Below are 19,511 nucleotides of genomic sequence, written 5' to 3'. Positions count from 1 at the left end.
GGGCGGGTTCAGACGGCGTCGGCGACCGCTTCGGCGTCCGCGGCCGTGTCCACGTCCGCGCCCGCGCCCGTGTCCGCGGAGTACAGCCGCGCGCAGCCGGCCAGGGCGACGGTCAGCATCACGGCGGCCGCCACCAGCGCGGGGCGGGCGCCCCAGACCGTCCAGGCGGCGCCGAAGCCGAGGGAGGCGGCGAACCGGGCGAGGGCCTGCCCGGTCTGTACGAGGGCGAGCCCGCCCCCGCGGTGCTCCCCCGGCACGACGGCGGCCGCGGCCGCCATGAGTACCCCGTCGGTGGCCGCGTAGAACGCACCGTGCAGCAGGAGCACCGCGTACGGCAGAGCGGGGTGTGCTCCGCCGGTCAGCAGCAGCCCGTAGGCGGCGAGCAGCGCGAGATGGCCGCCGAGGAAGACCCGGCGGCGGCCCACGCGGTCGGCGAGCCGGCCGAGCGGCAGCGCGAGGAGGAAGAACGCGGCGGCGGTGCCCAGTGGCAGCAGGGCGAACCAGCGGTCGGGGAGGTGGCCGGCCCGCTGGAGCAGCAGGAAGACGAACGCGTCGCTCACGGTGCACAGGCCCAGCAGCAGCGCGCACAGGGTGATGCGGCGCAGGCCCTTCCCCCGCAGCAGCCCGACGGAGGCTTTCAGCGAGACGGGGGCCGCGTCGGCGGCCGGCCGGGTCCGGCGGCCGGGCACGAAGAGCACCAGGACGAGCACGCCGAGGGCGGCCACACAGGCGCTGACGGTGAAGACGGCGTCGTAGCCGTCGGCGGCGCCGCGCAGGATCAGGAAGGCCAGCATCGGGCCGATGAGCGCGCCGGCCGTGTCCATGGCCCGGTGGACGCCGAAGGCCCGCCCGCGTTCGGCGGGGGCGGCGGCCAGCGAGATCAGGGCGTCGCGCGGCGCGGTGCGCAGGCCCTTGCCGGTGCGGTCGAGGGCGAGCACCGCCCCGATGGCGGGCAGGGTGTGCACGAGCAGCAGCAGCGGTTTGCACAGGGCGGAGAGCCCGTAGCCGATGCCCGCGAGGGCCTTGTGCCGGCCGAGGCGGTCGCCGAAATGGCCTCCGGCGAGCCGGACCAGGGCGCTGACGCCGTTGTAGAGGCCGTCGAGGAGTCCGAAGCCGAGGGGGGTGAGGCCCAGTCCGGCGACGAGGTAGAGCGGGAGCACGGCCGTGACCATCTCGGAGGAGACGTCGGTGATCAGGCTGACCGTGCCGAGGGCGAGGACCGTGGGCGCGAGCGCGGCGCGCCGCCCCGGGCGGGGGGTCCCCCCAGCGGTGGCTGGGGGGGTGCCCGGGACGACGGCCTGCGGCTCGGGGGTCACGGCGGGCGCGGGAGTACCGCGACTGTCCGCAACGTACATGGTCAGGAGGTCCAGATCCCCGTGATGTCCTTGGCGCCGGCGGCGTTCCCGGCGTGGGTGCTCAGGCCGGCCAGGCCTTCGAGGGTGCGCAGCACGTCGTAGTGGTTGTAGGTGGTGGAGGAGGTGCTGCCCGGGGTGACGGGCTGGCCGTAGAGCACCGTCGGGATCTTGTTGCCGGCGAGCCGGTTGTCCTCGTCGAAGGTGACGACGAGCAGGCTGTTGTGGGTCTTGGCCCAGTCCGCGTAGGCCTTGAGGTTGTTCTTGAGCCAGGTGTCGCCGGTGCCGACGGAGCAGTCGTGCATGTCACTGCAGAGGTTGGGGACGACGAAGGACACCTTGGGCAGGGTGGTGAAGTCCGTCGGGAACTGCGTCATGGTCTTGGCCGTGCTGGTGGGCACGTTGGAGAAGGCGAACCAGGGGTTGTGCTTGCGGGCGTACTTGCCGCTGCTGCACGTGGTGGAGCCCTGGCTGGGGAGGGTCTCGTTGTAGCTGGCCCAGCTCTTGCCGGCGGCTATCAGCTCGGAGGCCAGGTTCGGCGCGGAGCTGAACGCGGGGGTGTAGCAGCTGTCGTCGGTGACGCCCTGGTTGGAGCCCGAGAAGAGCTGGAGGTAGTTGGGCTGGCTGGGGTGGGTGACGCCGAAGGAGTTGGTGAGGTCGGCGCCACCGCTCTTGAGGGAGTTGATGTAGGGGGCGCTGGAGCTGCCGATGACCTGGTCGTAGGCGTGGTTCTCGAAGACCGCGACGACGATGTGGTCGGGGGCCGGCAGGCCCGCGGCGTGGGCGGGCTGGGCGGCGGCTCCGATGCCGGCCCACAGGGCGGCGCCGGCGACGGTGACGCCGAAGGCGGTGGCGAGGGCGGTCTTGCGGCGAGAGCGTGAAAGGGGCATGCCAAACACGGGGTCTACCTCCGGAGCGGGGGGTCTGGGCGGCGGCGCGGAGGCAACATACCCAGGGGCATGTGCATGGGCCAGGGATACTTGGCGAACAGAACGGTAACTCCGGCCTCCATCTTGGCCACGGGCAATGCCGCGGCCCGGGGAACGTCAAGAGAAGGCAAAATGAGGAACCACCAGGTAATTTCGTTCATCATTCGAACGGAAGCAGTCCACCCCGCCCCGACGGGGCAGTACCAAGCCGGAGAAGCCACCGCACATGTCGTACTCACCCGACGGGCAGCAGTACCAGCCGCCGTACCGGCCGGAAGGACAGCAACCGCAGCCACCACAACCGCCGTACGGGCAGCAGCAGGGCCGGCCCTACGGCGGCCGCCCCGCCGGGCAGCAGGGCCAGGGCGGTCAGCAGCGTCCGCCGCAGCAGTACGGCAACCCGCAGGGGTACGGCCGGCCGGACGGCCAGGGCTACGACCAGCAGGGCTATGACCAGCAGGGGTACGACCAGCAGGGGTACGACCAGCGCGGCTACGGCCAGCAGCCGCCCCCGCAGCGCGGGCCGTCCCCGTACGAGCAGCAGCCCCAGTACCGCCGGCCGGGACAGTACGAGCAGCCGTACGAGGAGCAGCACGACCAGACCCGGGCGTACGAGACGTACGGCGAGCCTCCGTACGAGGAGGAGCCCCCGCGCCGCAAGTCCAAGGTCAAGCGCTGGCTGATCGCCGGTACCACCGTCCTCGCCCTCGCGGGTGTCGCGGCCCTGGTGATGAGCCACTTCGACATACCTCCTTTCAGCGACAAGGGGCAGGCGGTCAGCTTCGGCGGGGCCAAGCCCGGCGCCGCCGGCGAGGCCCCCAAGCCGGCGGCGAACTCGAAGATGTCGATGCCGACGAACCCGACGGCCGTCTTCAAGAACGAGTCGACCCTCTCCGACGGCACCCACGTGGCCGTCACCACGCTCGACGGCAAGAAGTCGGGCTTCAAGGGGAAGGTCTGGGTCTGGGCTCCGAAGGAGTACAACGACCCCAAGTTCGCCAAGAGCGGCTTCCCGGTCATGATCGCGCTGCCCGGCGGCTCCGGCTTCCCGGTGAACTACTGGATGGGCGCCGACCTCAAGCTCCAGGCCAGCATCAGCAAGTGGTACAGCGAGGGCAAGAGCAAGCCCTTCATCCTGGCCATGCCGGTGCTCAACCCTGAGGGCGAGCAGTCGAACAAGTACTGGGACGCCTCGGACATCCCCGGCCAGCCCAAGATGGGCACCTGGCTGACCGACGACGTCCCGGACCTGATGCGGGAGAACTTCCGCACGATCAAGTCGCGCGACGGCTGGGCCTTCATGGGCTCCTCCACGGGCGGCTTCGCGAGCCTCAAGGCGGTGCTCAAGTACCCGGAGAAGTTCAAGGCCGCCATCTGCTCGGGACCGGACATCGTGCCCGACTCCTTGATGTGGAAGGGCCACGAGAAGGAGAAGGCGGAGAACAACCCGGAGCTGCTGGCGAAGCAGCTCATCGACAAGAAGGGCAGCCCGGACGTCTACCTCGCCTTCCAGGTCGGCGACAACGAGAACAACAAGAGAACCCTCCCCGACGTGCAGAAGTTCATCGCCACTTACGGCAAGGGACCGATCCACACCAGCCTGAGGGTGATTCCGGGCGGCGAGCACAACGCCAAGACCTACGTGCCGAACATGGGCGAAGGCCCCATCGAGTTCATCAGCAAGGTCATGGAGGGCCCCGTCGAATGACGGGGCCGGATCGCCGGCGGACTACGGGGTGACCCCGACGGCCCGCTGAGCGTCCCGCTCCTCCCACGACGGCCCGCCGAACACCTTCGGCGGGCCGTCGCCGTCCCACGGGGCCCACCCGGGGTCCCCGGCGGCGGCGAAGCCGACCCAGGCCGCGTGCATCTCGTCGGCCAGCGCCTGCGGCGCGTCCGGCCCCGCGAGCCAGGCGGACTCCGGCTTGTGGAGGGTGTCGAAGACGAAGCCCAGCTCCAAGGCGTGGCAGGCGCCGAGACCCGGAACACCGCTGGGCCAGCGGAACTCGTACAGGTGGGTCGGGGCGGGCCTGCGGGCTGCGGCGAGCCGGCGCAGCGGATCGCGCAGCAGCCGGTCGGTGAGCAGGTGCCCGGCGAGGTCGGCGGGGCCGGCCCCGGGCAGGTCGGCGCGCAGCGCCCGTACGGCGGCGCGGTCCTTGCCGCTGCGCACGCGGGCCAGTTCCACCGCGAGCGGGCCCATCCGGTCCAGCACCCGCATCGCCCCGGTGGGCGCGAGCCAGAGCCGGTACTCCTCGGCGGTCCAGCCGGCCAGCAGCGGTACGGCGCAGGCCACCGCCGCCGCCGGATCCTCGGGCAGCGAGTCGGGGTCGGCGACCAGGCCGAAGGCGGGCCCGCCGGTCACCGGGCCGGAGCGGCGCAGCACGGCTGCCTGCGCGGCCAGCAGGTCCGGCAGGGCGGCGGCGGTGAAGGCCTTCGCGGTGGCGGGCACCTTGAGCAGCGAGGCCATCCTGCGGACCATCGGGCGGGTCCGCTCGCGGGGCAGCACCTCGGGCGGGCCGCTCTGCATGACGGCGCGCGCGAACAGACCGGCGGCGCCGGGCGCGGCCATCAGGGCTCCGACGCTGATGGCGCCGGCGGACTCCCCGAAGACGGTGACGCGGCCCGGATCGCCGCCGAAGGCCCCGATGTTGTCGCGGACCCAGGTGAGGGCGGCGATCTGGTCCAGCAGGCCCCGGTTGGCGGGCGCGTCGGGGAAGACGCCGTAGCCGAGCACGCCGAGCCGGTAGTTGAACGAGACCAGGACGACCCCGTCGCGGGCGAAGGCCGATCCGTCGTACACCGGGACGGCGGAGGACCCCCGGGTGAGGGCGCCTCCGTGGATCCACACCATGACCGGCAGCCCGGCACCGGGCGAGGGGTCCGGGGTCCACACGTTGAGGTTCAGGCAGTCGTCGCCGGGGATCTGCGGGTCCGGGAGCAGCGACGCGTACCGGTCCGGGTAGGGCGCCTTGGGTGCGGTGGGCCCGAAGGCTCCCGCGTCGCGCACGCCGTCCCAGGCGGCCGGCGGCCGGGGGGCGGCGAACCGGAGGGTTCCGACGGGCGGGGCGGCGTAGGGGATGCCGCGGAAGACGTGGATGCCGCCCTCCTCCAGCCGTCCCTCGACCACGCCGTACCGGGTGCGGGCCCGGGGCCGGGTGCCGCCCGCTGGACTCATCGTGACCTCCTGGAGGCGTCCTCCCTCGTGGAGGGCGCCGAATCCGCTGTTCCGGGCACGGTCGCGCACCCGCCCGAAGGGTGACAAGGCGTGACCCGGCCCGGTGCGCGGCTGGTTGGACCGGTCATGCGAGCCATGTCGATCGACCGTACCCTTCGGAGCGTCGTGCGGGCGGGCGCGGTGCCCCTCCTGCTGATGGCGGCCGCCGCCCCGCTTCCCGCGGCGGCGGCCTCGGGACCCGACTTCCAGTACGTGGGCCAGGACGACAGGGTCCACGGCCTGAGCGCGCCGCACGGCTGCGTGGCGGCGGAGGGCGGCGGCGGCCGGGCGGTCACCAACCACGGCCGGGCGACCGCGGCCTTGTACCGGGAGCCGCGGTGCGCGGGCGCCCCGGTGGCCGTGCTGCGGCCCGGAACGGTGACCCCGGTCCGGCCCTACTTCGCGTCCGTGCGGTTTTCCGTCACCGGGTAGGAGCAGCGGCCGTGACCCCGCGGCGGCCACGGCGTTGTATGCCATGTCAAATGCCGCAGCCCTGCGGCGATCCAATCTCACGAGGAGATCTTGATGTCGCGTATCGCGAAGGCATTCGCCATCACCGCTGTCGCCGGTACCGCCGTGGCGGCTGGTGCGGGTCTGGCCGTCGCCGATGCCGGAGCGCACGGTGCGGCGATCGGTTCCCCCGGTGTCCTGTCGGGCAACCTGGTCCAGGTCCCCGTGCACGTCCCGGTCAACGTCTGCGGCAACACCGTGAACGTGATCGCCCTGCTCAACCCGGCGTTCGGCAACACCTGCGTCAACGCGTCGAACGGCGACGAGCACCACACCGAGGGCTACGGCGAGTGATCGTCCGCCGGACGGTATGACCGAGTGAGCGAGGGCCCCCGCCGGACGGCGGGGGCCCTTTCGTACGGGTGCGGCCGGTGTGCGCCGACCCGGTACGGGTGCCGGTGCGTCACTCGTAGCGGTACTGGCCCTGGTGTCGGAGCATCTCGCGCGGGGTGACGTTCCACGGCGGCATCGGCTCGTCCAGGGCGATGACCCGGCCGTGCTGGGGGTCGCCCAGCGGAGGGGGCTGGGCGGGCAGGTAACCGGAATCCGGGTGCTTCTGCTGCCAGCGGTCCCAGATCAGGTCCACGAAGGCGTGGTGCAGCCAGAAGACCGGGTCGTTGGGGGCGGTGCCGCCCGTCATGTGGCCGCCGATCCACTGGTGGACCTTGTTGTGGTTGCGCCAGCGCTCGCTCTTCGGCGCGGCCCAGCCCTCCAGCTTGTTGCGGAAGCCGCCGCCCCGCGCGGTGGAGTCCCAGGGCGCGGTGTCGTAGGCGGGGTCGTCGAGCGCCCACTGGAGCTCGGCCTTGGTGGGGAGTGCGATCGGCGTCTGCGGGCGGCCCAGGTTGCGGGTGAGGTAGCGGGCTTCGGAGACCCCGACGGTCACCGTCCAGTTGCCCTTGCCGTAGGCGAACGGGCCGGTCATCACCTGGTGGTCCCCCTCGCGTCCGGTACCGCCGAGGAAGTCCTCGGCCCACAGGGAGGAGGCGGGGCTGTTGTCGGTGGTCCAGTCCCAGTAGGGGATGGTGATGCCGGCGTCCAGGGAGCGCAGCTGCCTCTCGAACTCCAGCAGGAAGCGCCGGTGCCAGGGGAAGAAGGACGGCGACATGTGTCCGACGCGCAGCTTGCGGTCCCGGTCGGGGACGAAGTACTTGCCGTGGGTGCGGACGAACTGGTCGTAGGTGCCGTTGCGCTTGAGTTCCAGCACGGCCGCCGTGAAGCGCTGCTTCTGGGCGCGGGTCAGGTCCTTCTGGTTCTGCCGGGTGTACAAGGCGGGACTCCTGCCGTCAGCCGTGGTGGGGGGCGGCCATGGCCAGTTGCGTGGTGCCCAGCTCGTCCACGGCCGCGCGGGCCAGCTCCATCGGGGTGGCGAAGGACTGGAAGTGGTTGATCCCGCTCAGGTAGCTGCCGTCGGCCCGGCGCATCACGTGCAGGGGCCGCCCGTCGATGCGCACCGCGGCCAGGACGGGGTCCACGCTGATGTGGCGGCCGCGGTACGACTCCTCCACCAGCGGGGCCGGGGTGAGCGTCTGGCGGGGGCGCCGGGCGCGCAGGACGGGTGCCAGGGCCGCTGCCGTTCCGGCGAGCACCGCCGCGGTGAAGGCGCAACGGAGGACCGCGCGACGGGTGAGTGGTGCGGCGGATGCTGCGTGCATGCGTTCTCCTCGCTCGATGGCCCGTGCTACGCGGTCTAACGCGGTCCGGCGGACGAGGTCACCCCTGGGGAACGAGTACCCCAGGGGTGCGGGGAACGGGCTACGGCGCGGGGAGTTCGGCGAAGTCGGCGACGAGGCTGCGGTGGTGGCCCGCCGTTCCCAGGGCGGCCGAGTCGGCCTTGGCCCGCTTGAGGTACAGGTGCGCCGGGTGCTCCCAGGTCATCCCGGTCCCGCCGTGCAGTTGGACGCACTCCTCGGCGGCCCGCACCGCGACGTGGGAGCAGTAGGCCTGGGCGACCGCGATCGTCAGCGGTGCGTCGGCGGTGCCCGTCGCGAGGGCGTCGGCGGCCGCGCGGGCGGCGGCCCTGGCGGAGGCGACGTCGAGCCAGAGCCGGGCCAGGCGGTGCTTGAGCGCCTGGAAGGAGCCGATGGGCCGGTTGAACTGGTGGCGGGTGCGGACGTGGGCCACCGTCTCGGTCAGGCACCACTCGGCGATGCCCACCTGCTCGGAGGCGAGCAGCCCGGCACCGGCGAGCAGTGCCCCGGCGACGGCAGCCCGCGCGGTGGCGTGGTCGGCGAGCCGGGTCCCGGCGGCGCCGTCGAGGACGACGGTGGCGAGCGGGCGGGTGAGGTCCAGCGGGACGAGCGGGGTGAGCGAGACCTCCGCCACCGGCACGGCGTACAGGCCGGTGGCGGCGAGGACGAGCAGCACGTCGGCGGCCACCGCGTCGGCGACGAAGCCCACGGAGCCGTTCAGCACCCCGTCGCCCGCGTCGTGTACGGGCGCCGGCAGCGCGGCGCCGGGGGCCAGGGTCAGCGGCACCGCCGGTACGCACACCTGTCGGCCGGAGGCCACCTCCCGCAGCAGCGCGGCCACTTCGGCGGAGGAAGGGTCGCAGCCGAGCAGGATCTCCGTCGCCAGGACACCGCTGGTCAGGTACGGGACGGGCGCCACGGCCCGGCCCAGCTCCTCCAGCACCACCGCCGCCTCGCGGTGACCGGCGCCCTGGCCACCGAGCTTCTCCGGGACGAGGAGCCCGGCGGCCCCGATCCCGGCGGCGAGGGTCTTCCAGAGCCCCGGGTCGTGGGGCCGGCCGCTCTCGGCCCGGCCGAGGATCGCCGCGGGCGGGCACCGGTCGGAGAGCAGCGCCCGTACGGCGGAGCGCAGTTCCTCCTCCGCCTCGGAGTAGAGCAGGTCGAATGGTGCGCTCATCGGGCCAGGTCCTTCCAGGCGAGGTCCTTGTCGTCGCGCGGCTCGGGCGGCAGGCCCAGGACGCGTTCGGCGACGATGTTGAGGAGGATTTCGCTGGTGCCGCCCTCGATGCTGTTGCCCTTGGCGCGCAGGTAGCGGTAGCCGGCGTCCCGGCCGGTGAAGTCGACGATCTCGGGGCGGCGCATCGTCCAGTCCTCGTAGAGGAGCCCCTCCTCCGCGAGGAGTTCCACCTCCAGGCCGCTGATCTCCTGGTTGAGGCGGGCGAAGGTGAGTTTCATGCCGCTGCCCTCGGGGCCGGGCTGTCCCGCGGCGAGCTGCTGGCGCAGCCGTTCGCCGGTGAGCCGGGCCACCTCGGCCTCGACCCACAGTTCCAGCAGCCGCTGGTGCAGGGCGTGGGTGCGCAGTTCGGGGCGTTCGCGCCAGGCCGCTGCGACGGGCGCGATCATGCCGCCTTCGCGGGGGATGCGCATGCCCCCGATGGAGACGCGTTCGTTCATGAGGGTGGTGCGGGCGACCGCCCAGCCCTGGCCGACGGCGCCGAGCCGGTGGCTGTCGGGGATGCGGACCCCGGTGAGGAACACCTCGTTGAACTCGGCCTCGCCGGTGATCTGGCGCAGGGGGCGGACCTCCACGCCGGGGGCGTGCATGTCGCACAGGAAGTACGTGATGCCCTGGTGTTTGGGCAGGGTCGGGTCGGTGCGGGCGATGAGGATGGCCCAGCGGGCGGTGTGGGCGCTGGAGGTCCACACCTTCTGGCCGTCGACGGTCCATTCGTCGCTCGCCGCGTCGTGGACGGCGCGGGTGCCGAGCGCGGCCAGGTCCGAGCCGGCGCCGGGCTCGCTGAAGAGCTGGCACCAGACTTCCTCGCCGAGCCACAAGGGCCGCAGGAAGCGCCGCTTCTGCTCCTCGGTGCCGTAGGCGAGGATCGTGGGCGCGGCCATGCCGAGGCCGATGCCGATCCGGCGGGGGTCGTTGTCGGGGGCTCCGGCGGCCTCCAGTTCGCCGTCCACGACGGCTTGCAGGGCGCGGGGTGCGCCGAGGCCGCCGAGGCCCTCCGGGTAGTGCACCCAGGCGAGTCCGGCGTCGAAGCGGGCGCGCAGGAAGTCGGCGGGGGCGGTGGTGGCGGGCGGGTGGGCGGCGAGCAGGTCGCGGACGCGGGTGAGCAGTTCCTCGGTGGTGATCACCGGGTACCTCCGTCGAGGGACGGTACGACGACCAGCCGTCCGGTGGTGGTGCCGTCGGCGACGCGCTGTACGGCGTCGGCAGCCGCTGCGAGCGGGACGCGTTCGCTGACGAGGGGCCTGACGGCGCCCTCGGCGGCCAGGCGGGTGAGTTCACCGTGGCAGGCGAGGACCGCGGCCGGGTCCTTGGCGGCGTACAGGCCCCAGTGCAGGCCGAGGATGGCGTAGTTCTTGACGAGGGCGTGGTTGAGGGCGGGGGCGGGGACGGTACCGCCGGCGAAGCCGACGATCACGATCCGGCCCTCGAAGGCCACGCATTTGGCGGAGGCAGTGTAGGCGTCACCGCCGACCGGGTCGTAGACCACGTCGGCTCCGCGGCCGCCGGTGAACTCCTTGACGCGGGCGACGATGTCCTCGCCCGTGCGGTCGATGACGAGGTCGCAGCCCAGCTCCTCGGCGGTGCGGGCCTTTGCCTTGCCGCCGACGACGCCGATGACGGTGGCCCCGGCGGCCTTGCCCAGCTGGACGGCGGCGCTGCCGACCCCGCCGGCCGCGGCGTGCACGAGCAGGGTCTCGCCGGCTCGTAGGCGGGCCCGGCGGTGCAGACCGAACCATCCGGTCTGGTAGCCGATGTGCAGGGCGGCCGCCTCGGCGTCGTCGAGGGTGTCGGGGGCCGGCAGCAGGGCGTGCGCGGGCGCGGTGACGTATTCGGCGAAACCGCCGTGCGGCAGGCTCGGGTTGGCGATGACGCGGCGGCCGTCCCCGGTCTCGCCACAGATCTCGACGCCGGGGGTGAAGGGCAGCGGCGGCCGGATCTGGTACTGGCCGCGCGCGAGCAGCGCGTCGGGGAAGTTGACGTTCGCCGCGAGTACCTTGAGCCGCACCTCGCCCTCGCCCGGCACCGGTTCGGGAACCTCTTCGAGGCGCATGGCCTCGCGGGGCTCGCCGGGGGTATGTACGCGCCATGCCTGCATCCGGGGCCTCCAGCCGCCGTCGAGGAACCACACTCCGAGCGCATACTAAGCGGTCGCTTGCCTGTTTGGGAACGGTTGCGCCCGCCGTATCGAGATGATCCGCACGCCTCTCCGGGCGCACTCCGCCGCTACCGGCGCACAACCGGCAGGTGTCAGGGGGACATGACACCGGAACGCGCACCTCAGGGGGGACCCCAGCGATGAGTGACGTTCGCGTCCGACGCGGCGCGGCACGGCCGCCGCCACCATGGTCACGGCAGGACTGCCACCCAGGCAGCCGACCCTGCCGGACCGGGCGCGGCTGGGGCCGGGCGCCGGTCCCGTCAGGGCGCCGGCCCGGCTCGCGGCGGGCGGGTGCCGCATGGCCGACGGGCGGGTGGGAGGGGCGGCGGTGAACTCGGGCGGCAGGCTCAAGCCGGTCGTGTGGACGTCCGCGACCGACCAGGCCCACAACCCCGGGAGTCAGCCGCGGCAGCAGGAACCCAGGCAGCGGGGATGGTGATCTGGACGCCCGCACGCTATCGATGGGCGCGTGAAGAACCTTCCGCGCGGGCTTCCCGCGCAGCCGCCCTCCGGTGCCTCCGCCCTGCCCGCCGGGACGTACGCGGGGCAGACGGTCCTCGTGACGGGCGGCGGGACGGGGCTGGGCAAGGCGATCGCCGCGGAGTTCGCGCGACTGGGCGCGGACGTGGTGGTCGCCGGGCGCCGCCCGGCGCCGCTGGAGGCGGCGTGCGCGGAGTTGGCCGCCGTCCCCGGGGCGGGCCGGGTGACGGCCGCCGTCTGTGACATCCGGGACCCCGAACGGGTCGCGGAGGTCTTCGACGCGGCCGCGGCGGCATCCGGTCGGACACCGGACGTCCTGGTCAACAACGCGGCCGCCAACTTCCCCTGTCCGGCGGAGGACCTGTCGCCGAACGCCTGGCGGGCGGTGGTGGACACCACCCTGACCGGCACCTGGTTCATGACCCGCGAGTTCGGCCGGCGCCACCTCGCGGCCGGCGCGCCCGGGTCGATCGTCAGCGTCGGGGCCTCCTACGCCTGGACCGGCGGCCCCGGCTTCGCGCACAGCGCCGCCGCGAAGGCGGGGGTGAAGAACCTGGTGGAGACCCTCGCCGTCGAGTGGGGCCCGTACGGCATCCGGATCAACGGCCTGGTGCCGGGGCTGTTCCCGCACGAGGACATGAGCGGGGACATCCGCGACGGCCTGGACCGGGCGGAGGCCGGGGGCGGCGGGGTCGGAGGCGGCGGCGGGTTGGCCGCCCGGCAGCCGGCCCTGCGCGTCGGGGAGCCGCGCGAACTGGGCTGGGCCGCCACCTTCCTGGCCTCCCCCTACGCCCGTTTCGTCACCGGGCACACCCTGGTGGTCGACGGCGCGAACTGGCAACGCCGGTCCCTGGTGAACCCGGACGTCGTGCCGGTGCGGGAGCAGATGGGGCGCGGCCCGTTCACCGGGTGAGCCGGTGAGGCGGTCGGCGGGCGGTGGGCGGCGGTGGCCGGCGGGTGGCGCCGGCGGTTCACGTTCCGGTGAAGTGCGGCGGCCGGCGGGCGGCCTTCGCTCCGTAGCCCTCGCTCGCGTCGCGCGAGGTGAGGGTGAGGGCCGCCGTCATCGCCGCCCGGTCCAGGGCCGCCGGGAGGGCCGCGTCCGCGTAGGCGTCGACGGCCCGTTTGATGCCCTGGACGGCCAGGGGTGCGTTGGCGGCGATCTCGGCGGCCACCGCGCGGGCGGTGGCGTCGAGCTCGGCCGCCGGTACGACCAGTTGGACCAGGCCCCGGCGTTCCGCGGTCGCGACGTCGATGCGGCGGCCCGTCAGGGCGAGGAACTTCGCCCAGCCCGCGCCCGCGTCGCGGGCGATGCGCAGGTCGCCGCCCGCGTCCACCGCGACCCCCAGGCCCGCCTCGGGCAGCGCGAAGACGGCGTCCTCGGCAGCCAACCGGATGTCGGCCATCAGGGCGAGCTCGAAGCCGAAGCCGAGGCAGTAGCCCTGCACCGCGGCGACCACCGGCTGGGGCAGCCCGGCGAGGACCGCGAAGCGCTCGTGCACCCAGCGGATGCCCTCGTAGTAGTTCCGGGTCCGTTCGGCGGGGCTCTCCCCCGTGATGTGGCCGCCCGGGGCCTTGACGTCGATCCCGGCGCAGAACGCCCTGCCCTCGGCCCGGAGCAGGACCACCCGTACGCGCGGGTCGAAGCGGATCCGGTCGGCCAGCAGGCCCAGCTGGCGGGTGGACTCCCAGCTCCACCCGTTGAGCCGGTCCGGGCGGCAGAGGGTGAGGACGGCGACCGCGTCCGCCACCTCCAGCCGGATCCGCTCCTCGCCGCGCGCGATGTCCGTACTGGTGGTGTCGATCACCGCTACCCCGATCACCCTAGGCCGACCTGCTGACGGTCCGTCAGCCTAGCCGGGCGCCGGTCAGCGCGGGAAGAGCTCGAACGCGACCGCCGGCCGGCCGCCGAACCGGGGCGCCACCTGCTCGGCGTTGCCGGTCAGGAAGGTGCGGACGTATTCCTCCGGATCCTGGTCGGTCAGCACCTCGATGTACGCCTTGTGCTTGAGCAGGGACTCGACGGAGCGTTCGAGGCCGGGGCCCGCATCGGCCGCGTGGGTCGGCGTGGTGGTGCCCGACACTGCGACCCAGCGCACGCCGTTCCAGGGCTCAAGGCCCTGCTCCGCAAGGAGTTCGGGGAAGATCCACCGGTTCCCGGCGTCCCCCGCGGCGTCCAGCGCGGCCCGGCCGACGGCCTTGTGGTCGGGGGTGTTCCAGACGCCGCCGCCGTCCGCGCCGCCCCAGGTGTCCCGGTGGTTGAGGGTGATGACGAGTTCGGGACGGTGGCGGCGGATGGCCGCGGCGATGTCCCTGCGCAGGCCGAGCCCGTACTCGACGACGCCGTCCCGGTAGTCGAGGAACTCGACGGTCGACACCCCGACGACCGCCGCGCTCGCCCGCTGCTCCGCCTCGCGCACCGAGGCGCATTCGGCCGGTGCGATGGTGTCGATGCCCGCCTCGCCCCGCGTGGCCAGGAGGTAGACGACCTCCCGTCCGCCGTCCGTCCAGTCGGCGATGGCGGCCGCGCAGCCGTACTCCAGGTCGTCGGGGTGGGCGACGACCGCCAGGGCGCGTTGCCAGTCGGTGGGCATGGGCTGCAAGGGGGCGGGCTGCGGGGCCTGTTGTTCGCTCATGTCCCGCACAATAAGCGAACCCCGGGCCCGGCCCCCGTCGGCTGTGTCAGATCAGGACCACCGAGCGGAGCACCTCTCCCCGCTGCATCCGCTCGAAGGCCGCCTCGACCGCGTCCAGCGCGATCGTCTCGGAGACGAAGGCGTCCAGGTCGAGCCGGCCCTGGAGGTAGAGGTCGATCAGCATCGGGAAGTCGCGTTCGGGCAGGCAGTCCCCGTACCAGGAGGACTTGAGCGCTCCGCCGCGCCCGAAGACGTCCAGGAGCGGGAGTTCGAGCTGCATCTGCGGTGTGGGGACGCCGACGAGCACCACGGTTCCGGCGAGGTCGCGGGCGTAGAAGGCCTGCCGGTACGTCTCGGGGCGGCCCACGGCCTCGATGACCACGTCCGCGCCGTTCCCGCCGGTCAGCTCCTGCACGGCCTTGACCACGTCCTCGGTGCGGCCGTTGACGGTGTGGGTGGCGCCCAGGCCCCGCGCCCACTCCAGCTTCCGGTCGTCGAGGTCGACGGCGATGATGCGGGAGGCGCCGGCCAGCCGGGCGCCCGCCACGGCCGCGCTGCCCACTCCCCCGCAGCCGATGACGGCGACCGAGTCCCCCCGGCCGACGTTGCCGGTGTTCAGGGCGGCGCCCAGGCCCGCCATCACCCCGCAGCCCAGCAGCCCGGCCGCGGCGGGCGAGGCGGCCGGGTCGACCTTGGTGCACTGCCCGGCCGCCACCAGGGTCTTCTCGGCGAAGGCGCCGATGCCCAGGGCCGGGGAGAGCGGGGTGCCGTCCTCCAGGGTCATGGGCTGCGCCGCGTTGTGCGTGGCGAAGCAGTACCACGGGCGGCCGCGCCGGCAGGCACGGCAGTCGCCGCACACCGCCCGCCAGTTGAGGACGACGAAGTCACCGGGGGCGACGGAGGTCACGTCGGGGCCGACCGATTCCACGATCCCGGCCGCCTCGTGGCCGAGGAGGAAGGGGAACTCGTCGTTGATCCCGCCCTCGCGGTAGTGCAGGTCGGTGTGGCAGACCCCGCAGGCCTGCACCTTGACCAGCGCCTCGCCGGGGCCCGGGTCCGGCACGAGGATCGTGGTCGTCTCCACCGGCGCGCCCTTGGTCCGCGCGATGACCCCTCGTACGCGATGCGTCACTTCGTACCCCGCTCTGGTCGGCTCTGTCCGGATGATCGAACGTACACGGACGGCGCCTCGTACGGGAGTTGCGTCACCCGGTGGCGCGGGATCCGGCCGGCACGGGGGCAGGGCGTTCCGGGTACGGCGGTGGTCCAGGGCGCTTGGGCGTCGCGGCGCAGTACCTCCTCCCGGCCGGCCCGGGGGTCCCCCGGGGATCCCCGGGCCCGGCGGAGGCCGGGGCGGGGACGAAGAGGGTGATCGGTTCTCAGCGGTCGGCGCTGATGACGCGCGATCGGGGGCTCGGCATGCCGGAATAGGTCCCTGATGGGCGATTCGCGCATAACGGCCGTGTCGTCCGAATCCGGCACCCGGAGGGGGGAGTTGCCCCGGTTTGACGAAGGTCCCGTCCGCTCGTGATGTGAGTCACTCGGGGCGCGCCAACATCAATTTCGAGAAAGGCCCGATTCCCTTTCCCCGGAAAGAAAGTTGGCTTTCCGGGGAACGCATTCCCAAGGTCATTTACCCGGCATCGCGCGACAAGTCGATCACCCGGCGGAATTCACGCCTTGTTCCGGTCGCCCGGATTCGCCTACGGTCACCCTCGTTCCCAGTGGCCACCCCCCGAAACCGGTCGCCACCAGGGCTCTCCCGTACCCCCACGTGAGGAATTGCGCCATGCGCCCAAAGGGTAAGCACCGACGGCCGAAGCAGCACCCGATCGCCCGCAAGCTGGCCGTGGCCGGCACGGGCGGAGCGGCCCTCGCCCTCCCGCTGGTCAGTGCGACCACGGCCGGCGCGACGGAGACCACCGCCGCTCCCACCACGTACTCCGTGGTCGCCGGTGACACCCTTTCGCAGATCGCGGCCTCGCACTCCGTCGCAGGCGGCTGGCAGCAGCTCTACGAGGCGAACAAGAGCGTCGTCGGCGCCAATCCCTCGATCATCCGGCCCGGCATCAAGCTGACCCTCCGCACGGCGCCCAAGACGGCCGCCAAGACGGCGACGGCGGTCCAGGCCGTGGCGCGGCCCGCCACCTCCTACGCCAACAATCTCGACGGCTGGATACGCCAGTCGCTGGACATCATGGCCCAGCACGGCATTCCCGGCAGCTACAACGGAATTCTGCGCAATGTGATGCGCGAATCCTCCGGCAATCCCCTCGCGATCAACAACTGGGACTCCAACGCCGCGGCCGGCATCCCGTCCAAGGGGCTGCTCCAGGTCATCGACCCGACCTTCCGCACCTATCACGTGCCGGGAACCTCGCTGGACTCCTACGACCCGGTCGCAAACATCACCGCCGCCTGCAATTACGCGGCAGCCCGCTACGGTTCGATCGACAACGTCAACGGCCCGTACTGACGAGGCCCTTCCCCGCCCGGGTACCCGATGTACGGGTACCCGGGCGGTCTGCGTCAGCAGCGGCGGCGGTCCTGCGTGAGCACGCCCTGCGCGGTGGCGACCGTACGGTCGTAGCAGCCGGCTCCGGACCCGGACAGCCGGTAGTGCACCATCGTGGTGCCCACGGCGTGCCGCTGCTCGCGCGGGACGTTGGCGGTGTAACTCGCGTCTCCGGCGTACGTGTCCTCCAGGTGCGACCATCCGACCTGGCGGCCGCCGCGCAGGGTGGCGGTGTCGGCGCGGTCGCCGAGGGAGAGGACGGTGCGCAGCCGGTCCCCCGCGCCCAGGGTGGTCTCGCCGTCCATCGTGTACGTGCGCCGGGTCGTCGTGGCGGACTCCCCGTGGGACACGGTCTCCTCGTCGGTCCACTGCGCGGACAGCGCGTCGAGGTTCTCGCCCTCGGTCCAGCGGTGCACCGAGGTGTTGCGCACCGTCCGGGCGACCGTGGTCGTGACCCGGCCGTGGGAGGTGTCGAGGCGCCCGGCGACGGTCAGCGAGTGGCCCGCCTCGGTGTCGAGCCGGTGCTCGGTCCCGGGCGTCCAGTGGACGGAGTTGGCCGGATCGCTCTCCTCGTGCCGGGTGAGGGCGCCGGTGACCACCGCACGGCCCCGGTCCTGCCACAGCAGCAGGTTCGCCGGGGTGCTCCAGCCGCTCTGCCCGGCCGGGACACCGGCCACGGACACCTCGATGCGGTGCGGGCGGCCGTCGTTGAGGAGCGCCGCGTAGGGAGTGAGGTCGTAGCGCAGGGGCTGGACGTCGAAGGCGTGGGGGCCGGGGGTGACGTACCAGAGGAACGGGTTGGACCAGCCGCCGGTCCAGACGGTGGGGAACGGTGCGGCGAGGCCGGCCAGTTGGCCGTCGACCAGTACGCGGACCTCGCGGTAGGGGCCGTCGGCCGCCTTGCAGGAGTACGGGGCGGCGTCGGGCGTGGTGAGGTACCAGAACTCCTCGCACCCGCCGCCCGAACCGGTGGCGTACACCTCGGCGAGGAGCCGTTCGGTGTTGCGCGGGATGGTCACGGGCGGGGTGGTGAGCGGGATGACCCGGTCGGGGGTGGCGGCCGCCCGGGTGCGGCCTTCGGCGGCATAGAAGGTGAGGGTGGCCTTGACGTCGATGACACCGGTGTACGTGTCGTCGACGACGTTGCCGATCAGCATCTCCACGGGCTGCGGGCGACTGAGGGTGTCCCGGTAGTGGGTGACGTCCTTCTCGACGGACCAGGTGATGCCCTCGGGCGAGGGTTCCGGGGTGGAGGTGCTCAGGATCTCGACTCCGCCGACGCTGAGGTTGCCTAGGCGGTCGTATTGGCGGCCCTTGACCTTGCCGTCGAGGCGGAGCACCACTTCGGCCCAGTCGCCCCGACCGCAGCCGGTGGGGGGTGCGTAACTGCCCCGGTACGGGGTGAAGTCGCGGAACTGGGCCTCGGCCAGGGTCACTTGGCAGGACCTGGTCCCGGGCCGGGTCACGGGCGGGGCGGCGGTGAGGGGGTCGTGCCAGTCGGTGCCGAACTCGGCGGGCGGGTCTGCCCCGGGCCGGCCGTCGCCGGGGGCCGTGGTGGATGTGGTGGCGGCGCCCGCCGTGGCCGCGCTCGCGGGTCCCGCGGCGGCCAGGGTGCCCGCGGCGAGCGCGAGCGCGCCCAGCAGGCCCATGATCCTGTGTCGTCTCATGGGCCCGCAGTGAAACCCGGCCGGGCCCGCGGACGCCAGGGCGCGCGGTGCGGCACTGGCCGGATGTCGTCCCCCGGCTGGAGGGGCCGCGGGCGGACGCCCCGGGCGGATCAGGCGTGGGCGCCGCGGCGGGTCGGGCGGCGGGCGCGGGCGCCGCGGGCGGCGGGCGCGGGCGCCGCGGGCGGCGGGCGAACCGGTGGATCAGGCGGCGGGCGAACCGGCCGGGAGGACCGCCACCCCGTCGTCGTCGGCGTAGACGGTGTCTCCGGGACGGAAGGTGACCTCGCCGATGGTGACGGGCTCGTCGACGGCGCCCGCGCCCGTCTTGCCGCTCTTGCGCGGAATCGTACCCAGGGCCTTGATGCCGAGGTCGAGGCGGCCGAGGGCCTCGCTGTCCCGGACCGAGCCGTTGATGATCAGTCCGGCCCAGCCGTTGCGGTACGCCGCGCCGGCGATGAGGTCGCCCACGAGCGCGGTACGCGGGGAGCCGCCGCCGTCGACCACGAGCACGGCGCCTTCGCCCGGCGTGTTGACGAGCTCCCGCAGCAGGGCGTTGTCCTCGTGGCAGGAGAGGGTGCGCACCGGTCCGGCGAACACCGCGCGGCCGCCGATCCGGCGGAAGGCGGTGGTGCACAGTCCGAGGGCCTCTCCGTACTGGTCGTACAGGTCGGCGGTCGGTATCGGCATGACGGTCATCTGGCTCCGGCTCCTTCGCTGGGTACGTCGCGCGGTGACCAGCGTAGGCACCGGCCCGGCCGCGGTCAGCGGCGGGAGTTGCCGAACAGGAGGCGGTAGCCGATCAGCAGGACGAGCGAGCCGGCGATGGCGGAACCCCAGGTGGCGGCGTCGAAGAAGTGGTTCTCGATCGACTTGTCGAGGAACTTGGCGGAGAGCCATCCGCCGATGAAGGCACCGGCGATGCCGATCAGGGTGGTCCCGATGAGACCGCCCGGGTCCCGGCCGGGCAGCAGCAGCTTGGCTATGCCGCCGGCCAGCAGCCCCAGGATGATCCAGCCGATGATGCCCATGCCCGCTCACTCCGCTTCGTTCGTGCACGCTCTCTCGCGCGTTCAGGGAGGAGGACGCGAAGCGGGCGCGATCGGTTCTCTCGCGCCCCCATACCGCTCG

The 19,511-nt window shown here is 73.2% G+C and carries 19 protein-coding genes; 5 read left to right on the top strand and 14 right to left on the bottom strand.

Annotation, left to right across the window (positions count from 1 at the left end):
- Nucleotides 1-8 precede the first annotated feature (8 nt).
- Both ACIA6C_RS16555 and ACIA6C_RS16550 read right to left on the bottom strand, forming a co-directional pair.
- On the bottom strand, nt 9-1,355 hold the full coding sequence (locus ACIA6C_RS16555) for an MFS transporter (protein ID WP_399276413.1): 1,347 nt from the start codon (nt 1,353-1,355) through the stop codon (nt 9-11).
- Nucleotides 1,356-1,357: 2 nt separating this feature from the next.
- Nucleotides 1,358-2,242, bottom strand: a complete 885-nt coding sequence (locus ACIA6C_RS16550; protein ID WP_399276411.1) for an alkaline phosphatase family protein — start codon at nt 2,240-2,242, stop codon at nt 1,358-1,360.
- Between the two features lie 265 nt (nt 2,243-2,507).
- Here ACIA6C_RS16550 and ACIA6C_RS16545 point away from each other — a divergent pair, with 265 nt between their 5' ends.
- Complete coding sequence (locus ACIA6C_RS16545; RefSeq protein WP_399276409.1) at nt 2,508-3,989, top strand: alpha/beta hydrolase; 1,482 nt, start codon at nt 2,508-2,510, stop codon at nt 3,987-3,989.
- 21 nt (nt 3,990-4,010) lie between these two features.
- Here the strand turns inward: ACIA6C_RS16545 and ACIA6C_RS16540 are convergent, their stop codons facing one another.
- On the bottom strand, nt 4,011-5,456 hold the full coding sequence (locus tag ACIA6C_RS16540; protein WP_399276407.1) for a carboxylesterase/lipase family protein: 1,446 nt from the start codon (nt 5,454-5,456) through the stop codon (nt 4,011-4,013).
- 135 nt (nt 5,457-5,591) lie between these two features.
- Between ACIA6C_RS16540 and ACIA6C_RS16535 the strand changes: the two genes are divergently transcribed.
- Nucleotides 5,592-5,927: a hypothetical protein gene (locus tag ACIA6C_RS16535; RefSeq protein WP_399276405.1), complete on the top strand. Its 336-nt coding sequence runs from the start codon at nt 5,592-5,594 to the stop codon at nt 5,925-5,927.
- 93 nt (nt 5,928-6,020) lie between these two features.
- Entirely contained in the window at nt 6,021-6,299 is a 279-nt protein-coding gene (locus ACIA6C_RS16530) for a chaplin (RefSeq protein ID WP_361125728.1), read from the top strand.
- A gap of 109 nt (nt 6,300-6,408) precedes the next feature.
- On the opposite strand, the gene ACIA6C_RS16525 is transcribed toward ACIA6C_RS16530, so the two are convergent.
- The 5 genes from ACIA6C_RS16525 to ACIA6C_RS16505 all read right to left on the bottom strand — a co-directional run bounded on the left by ACIA6C_RS16525 (nt 6,409) and on the right by ACIA6C_RS16505 (nt 11,025).
- On the bottom strand, nt 6,409-7,272 hold the full coding sequence (locus ACIA6C_RS16525; RefSeq protein ID WP_366079119.1) for a tyrosinase family protein: 864 nt from the start codon (nt 7,270-7,272) through the stop codon (nt 6,409-6,411).
- Nucleotides 7,273-7,288: 16 nt separating this feature from the next.
- Nucleotides 7,289-7,657, bottom strand: coding sequence for a tyrosinase family oxidase copper chaperone (locus ACIA6C_RS16520; RefSeq protein ID WP_399276402.1), 369 nt, complete (start codon nt 7,655-7,657; stop codon nt 7,289-7,291).
- 100 nt (nt 7,658-7,757) lie between these two features.
- Complete coding sequence (locus ACIA6C_RS16515) at nt 7,758-8,870, bottom strand: acyl-CoA dehydrogenase family protein (RefSeq protein ID WP_399276400.1); 1,113 nt, start codon at nt 8,868-8,870, stop codon at nt 7,758-7,760.
- Nucleotides 8,867-10,054 (bottom strand): acyl-CoA dehydrogenase family protein, encoded by a 1,188-nt coding sequence (locus ACIA6C_RS16510; protein ID WP_399276398.1) that lies wholly within the window; start codon nt 10,052-10,054, stop codon nt 8,867-8,869. The genes ACIA6C_RS16515 and ACIA6C_RS16510 overlap by 4 nt, the downstream gene beginning before the upstream one ends.
- Nucleotides 10,051-11,025: an NADPH:quinone oxidoreductase family protein gene (locus tag ACIA6C_RS16505; RefSeq protein ID WP_399276396.1), complete on the bottom strand. Its 975-nt coding sequence runs from the start codon at nt 11,023-11,025 to the stop codon at nt 10,051-10,053. Before ACIA6C_RS16505 ends, ACIA6C_RS16510 begins: the two co-directional genes overlap by 4 nt.
- 532 nt (nt 11,026-11,557) lie before the next feature.
- Here ACIA6C_RS16505 and ACIA6C_RS16500 point away from each other — a divergent pair.
- The gene (locus ACIA6C_RS16500; protein WP_399276394.1) at nt 11,558-12,481 is read left to right on the top strand and encodes an SDR family oxidoreductase; all 924 of its coding nucleotides are present in this window, start codon (nt 11,558-11,560) and stop codon (nt 12,479-12,481) included.
- 58 nt (nt 12,482-12,539) lie between these two features.
- Here ACIA6C_RS16500 and ACIA6C_RS16495 read toward each other — a convergent pair whose 3' ends face one another.
- Genes ACIA6C_RS16495 through ACIA6C_RS16485 form a run of 3 tightly spaced genes read right to left on the bottom strand, consistent with a single transcriptional unit; the run spans nt 12,540 to nt 15,333 of the window.
- Nucleotides 12,540-13,373, bottom strand: coding sequence for an enoyl-CoA hydratase/isomerase family protein (locus ACIA6C_RS16495; RefSeq protein WP_399276392.1), 834 nt, complete (start codon nt 13,371-13,373; stop codon nt 12,540-12,542).
- 60 nt (nt 13,374-13,433) lie between these two features.
- Complete coding sequence (locus ACIA6C_RS16490; RefSeq protein WP_361125705.1) at nt 13,434-14,201, bottom strand: PIG-L family deacetylase; 768 nt, start codon at nt 14,199-14,201, stop codon at nt 13,434-13,436.
- Between the two features lie 46 nt (nt 14,202-14,247).
- Nucleotides 14,248-15,333: an S-(hydroxymethyl)mycothiol dehydrogenase gene (locus ACIA6C_RS16485; RefSeq protein WP_361125703.1), complete on the bottom strand. Its 1,086-nt coding sequence runs from the start codon at nt 15,331-15,333 to the stop codon at nt 14,248-14,250.
- A 657-nt stretch (nt 15,334-15,990) separates the two neighbouring features.
- Between ACIA6C_RS16485 and ACIA6C_RS16480 the strand changes: the two genes are divergently transcribed.
- On the top strand, nt 15,991-16,677 hold the full coding sequence (locus ACIA6C_RS16480) for a LysM peptidoglycan-binding domain-containing protein (RefSeq protein WP_361125700.1): 687 nt from the start codon (nt 15,991-15,993) through the stop codon (nt 16,675-16,677).
- A gap of 53 nt (nt 16,678-16,730) precedes the next feature.
- Here the strand turns inward: ACIA6C_RS16480 and ACIA6C_RS16475 are convergent, their stop codons facing one another.
- The 3 genes from ACIA6C_RS16475 to ACIA6C_RS16465 form a co-directional block, all read right to left on the bottom strand.
- Entirely contained in the window at nt 16,731-18,383 is a 1,653-nt protein-coding gene (locus tag ACIA6C_RS16475) for a peptide-N4-asparagine amidase (RefSeq protein WP_399276388.1), read from the bottom strand.
- Between the two features lie 201 nt (nt 18,384-18,584).
- Nucleotides 18,585-19,079, bottom strand: coding sequence for a ribonuclease E activity regulator RraA (gene rraA, locus ACIA6C_RS16470; RefSeq protein WP_399276386.1), 495 nt, complete (start codon nt 19,077-19,079; stop codon nt 18,585-18,587).
- 65 nt (nt 19,080-19,144) lie between these two features.
- On the bottom strand, nt 19,145-19,411 hold the full coding sequence (locus ACIA6C_RS16465; RefSeq protein WP_361125694.1) for a GlsB/YeaQ/YmgE family stress response membrane protein: 267 nt from the start codon (nt 19,409-19,411) through the stop codon (nt 19,145-19,147).
- Between the last annotated feature and the right edge of the window lie 100 nt (nt 19,412-19,511).

This window comes from Streptomyces sp. NPDC051578, from assembly GCF_044454045.1.
In the GTDB taxonomy this organism is placed as follows: domain Bacteria; phylum Actinomycetota; class Actinomycetes; order Streptomycetales; family Streptomycetaceae; genus Streptomyces.
The sequence above is the reverse complement of the archived record's forward strand: the minus strand, read 5'-3'. Positions and strand labels throughout refer to the sequence as shown.

Coding starts and splice junctions, on each gene's coding strand:
- ACIA6C_RS16490 (WP_361125705.1), bottom strand. CDS start 14,201: ATGAGCGAACAACAGGCCCCGCAGCCCGCCCCCTTGCAGCCCATGCCC.
- ACIA6C_RS16550 (WP_399276411.1), bottom strand. CDS start 2,242: ATGCCCCTTTCACGCTCTCGCCGCAAGACCGCCCTCGCCACCGCCTTC.
- ACIA6C_RS16475 (WP_399276388.1), bottom strand. CDS start 18,383: ATGAGACGACACAGGATCATGGGCCTGCTGGGCGCGCTCGCGCTCGCC.
- ACIA6C_RS16555 (WP_399276413.1), bottom strand. CDS start 1,355: ATGTACGTTGCGGACAGTCGCGGTACTCCCGCGCCCGCCGTGACCCCC.
- ACIA6C_RS16520 (WP_399276402.1), bottom strand. CDS start 7,657: ATGCACGCAGCATCCGCCGCACCACTCACCCGTCGCGCGGTCCTCCGT.
- ACIA6C_RS16515 (WP_399276400.1), bottom strand. CDS start 8,870: ATGAGCGCACCATTCGACCTGCTCTACTCCGAGGCGGAGGAGGAACTG.
- ACIA6C_RS16505 (WP_399276396.1), bottom strand. CDS start 11,025: ATGCAGGCATGGCGCGTACATACCCCCGGCGAGCCCCGCGAGGCCATG.
- rraA (WP_399276386.1), bottom strand. CDS start 19,079: ATGACCGTCATGCCGATACCGACCGCCGACCTGTACGACCAGTACGGA.
- ACIA6C_RS16545 (WP_399276409.1), top strand. CDS start 2,508: ATGTCGTACTCACCCGACGGGCAGCAGTACCAGCCGCCGTACCGGCCG.
- ACIA6C_RS16530 (WP_361125728.1), top strand. CDS start 6,021: ATGTCGCGTATCGCGAAGGCATTCGCCATCACCGCTGTCGCCGGTACC.
- ACIA6C_RS16540 (WP_399276407.1), bottom strand. CDS start 5,456: ATGAGTCCAGCGGGCGGCACCCGGCCCCGGGCCCGCACCCGGTACGGC.
- ACIA6C_RS16535 (WP_399276405.1), top strand. CDS start 5,592: ATGTCGATCGACCGTACCCTTCGGAGCGTCGTGCGGGCGGGCGCGGTG.
- ACIA6C_RS16480 (WP_361125700.1), top strand. CDS start 15,991: ATGCGCCCAAAGGGTAAGCACCGACGGCCGAAGCAGCACCCGATCGCC.
- ACIA6C_RS16465 (WP_361125694.1), bottom strand. CDS start 19,411: ATGGGCATCATCGGCTGGATCATCCTGGGGCTGCTGGCCGGCGGCATA.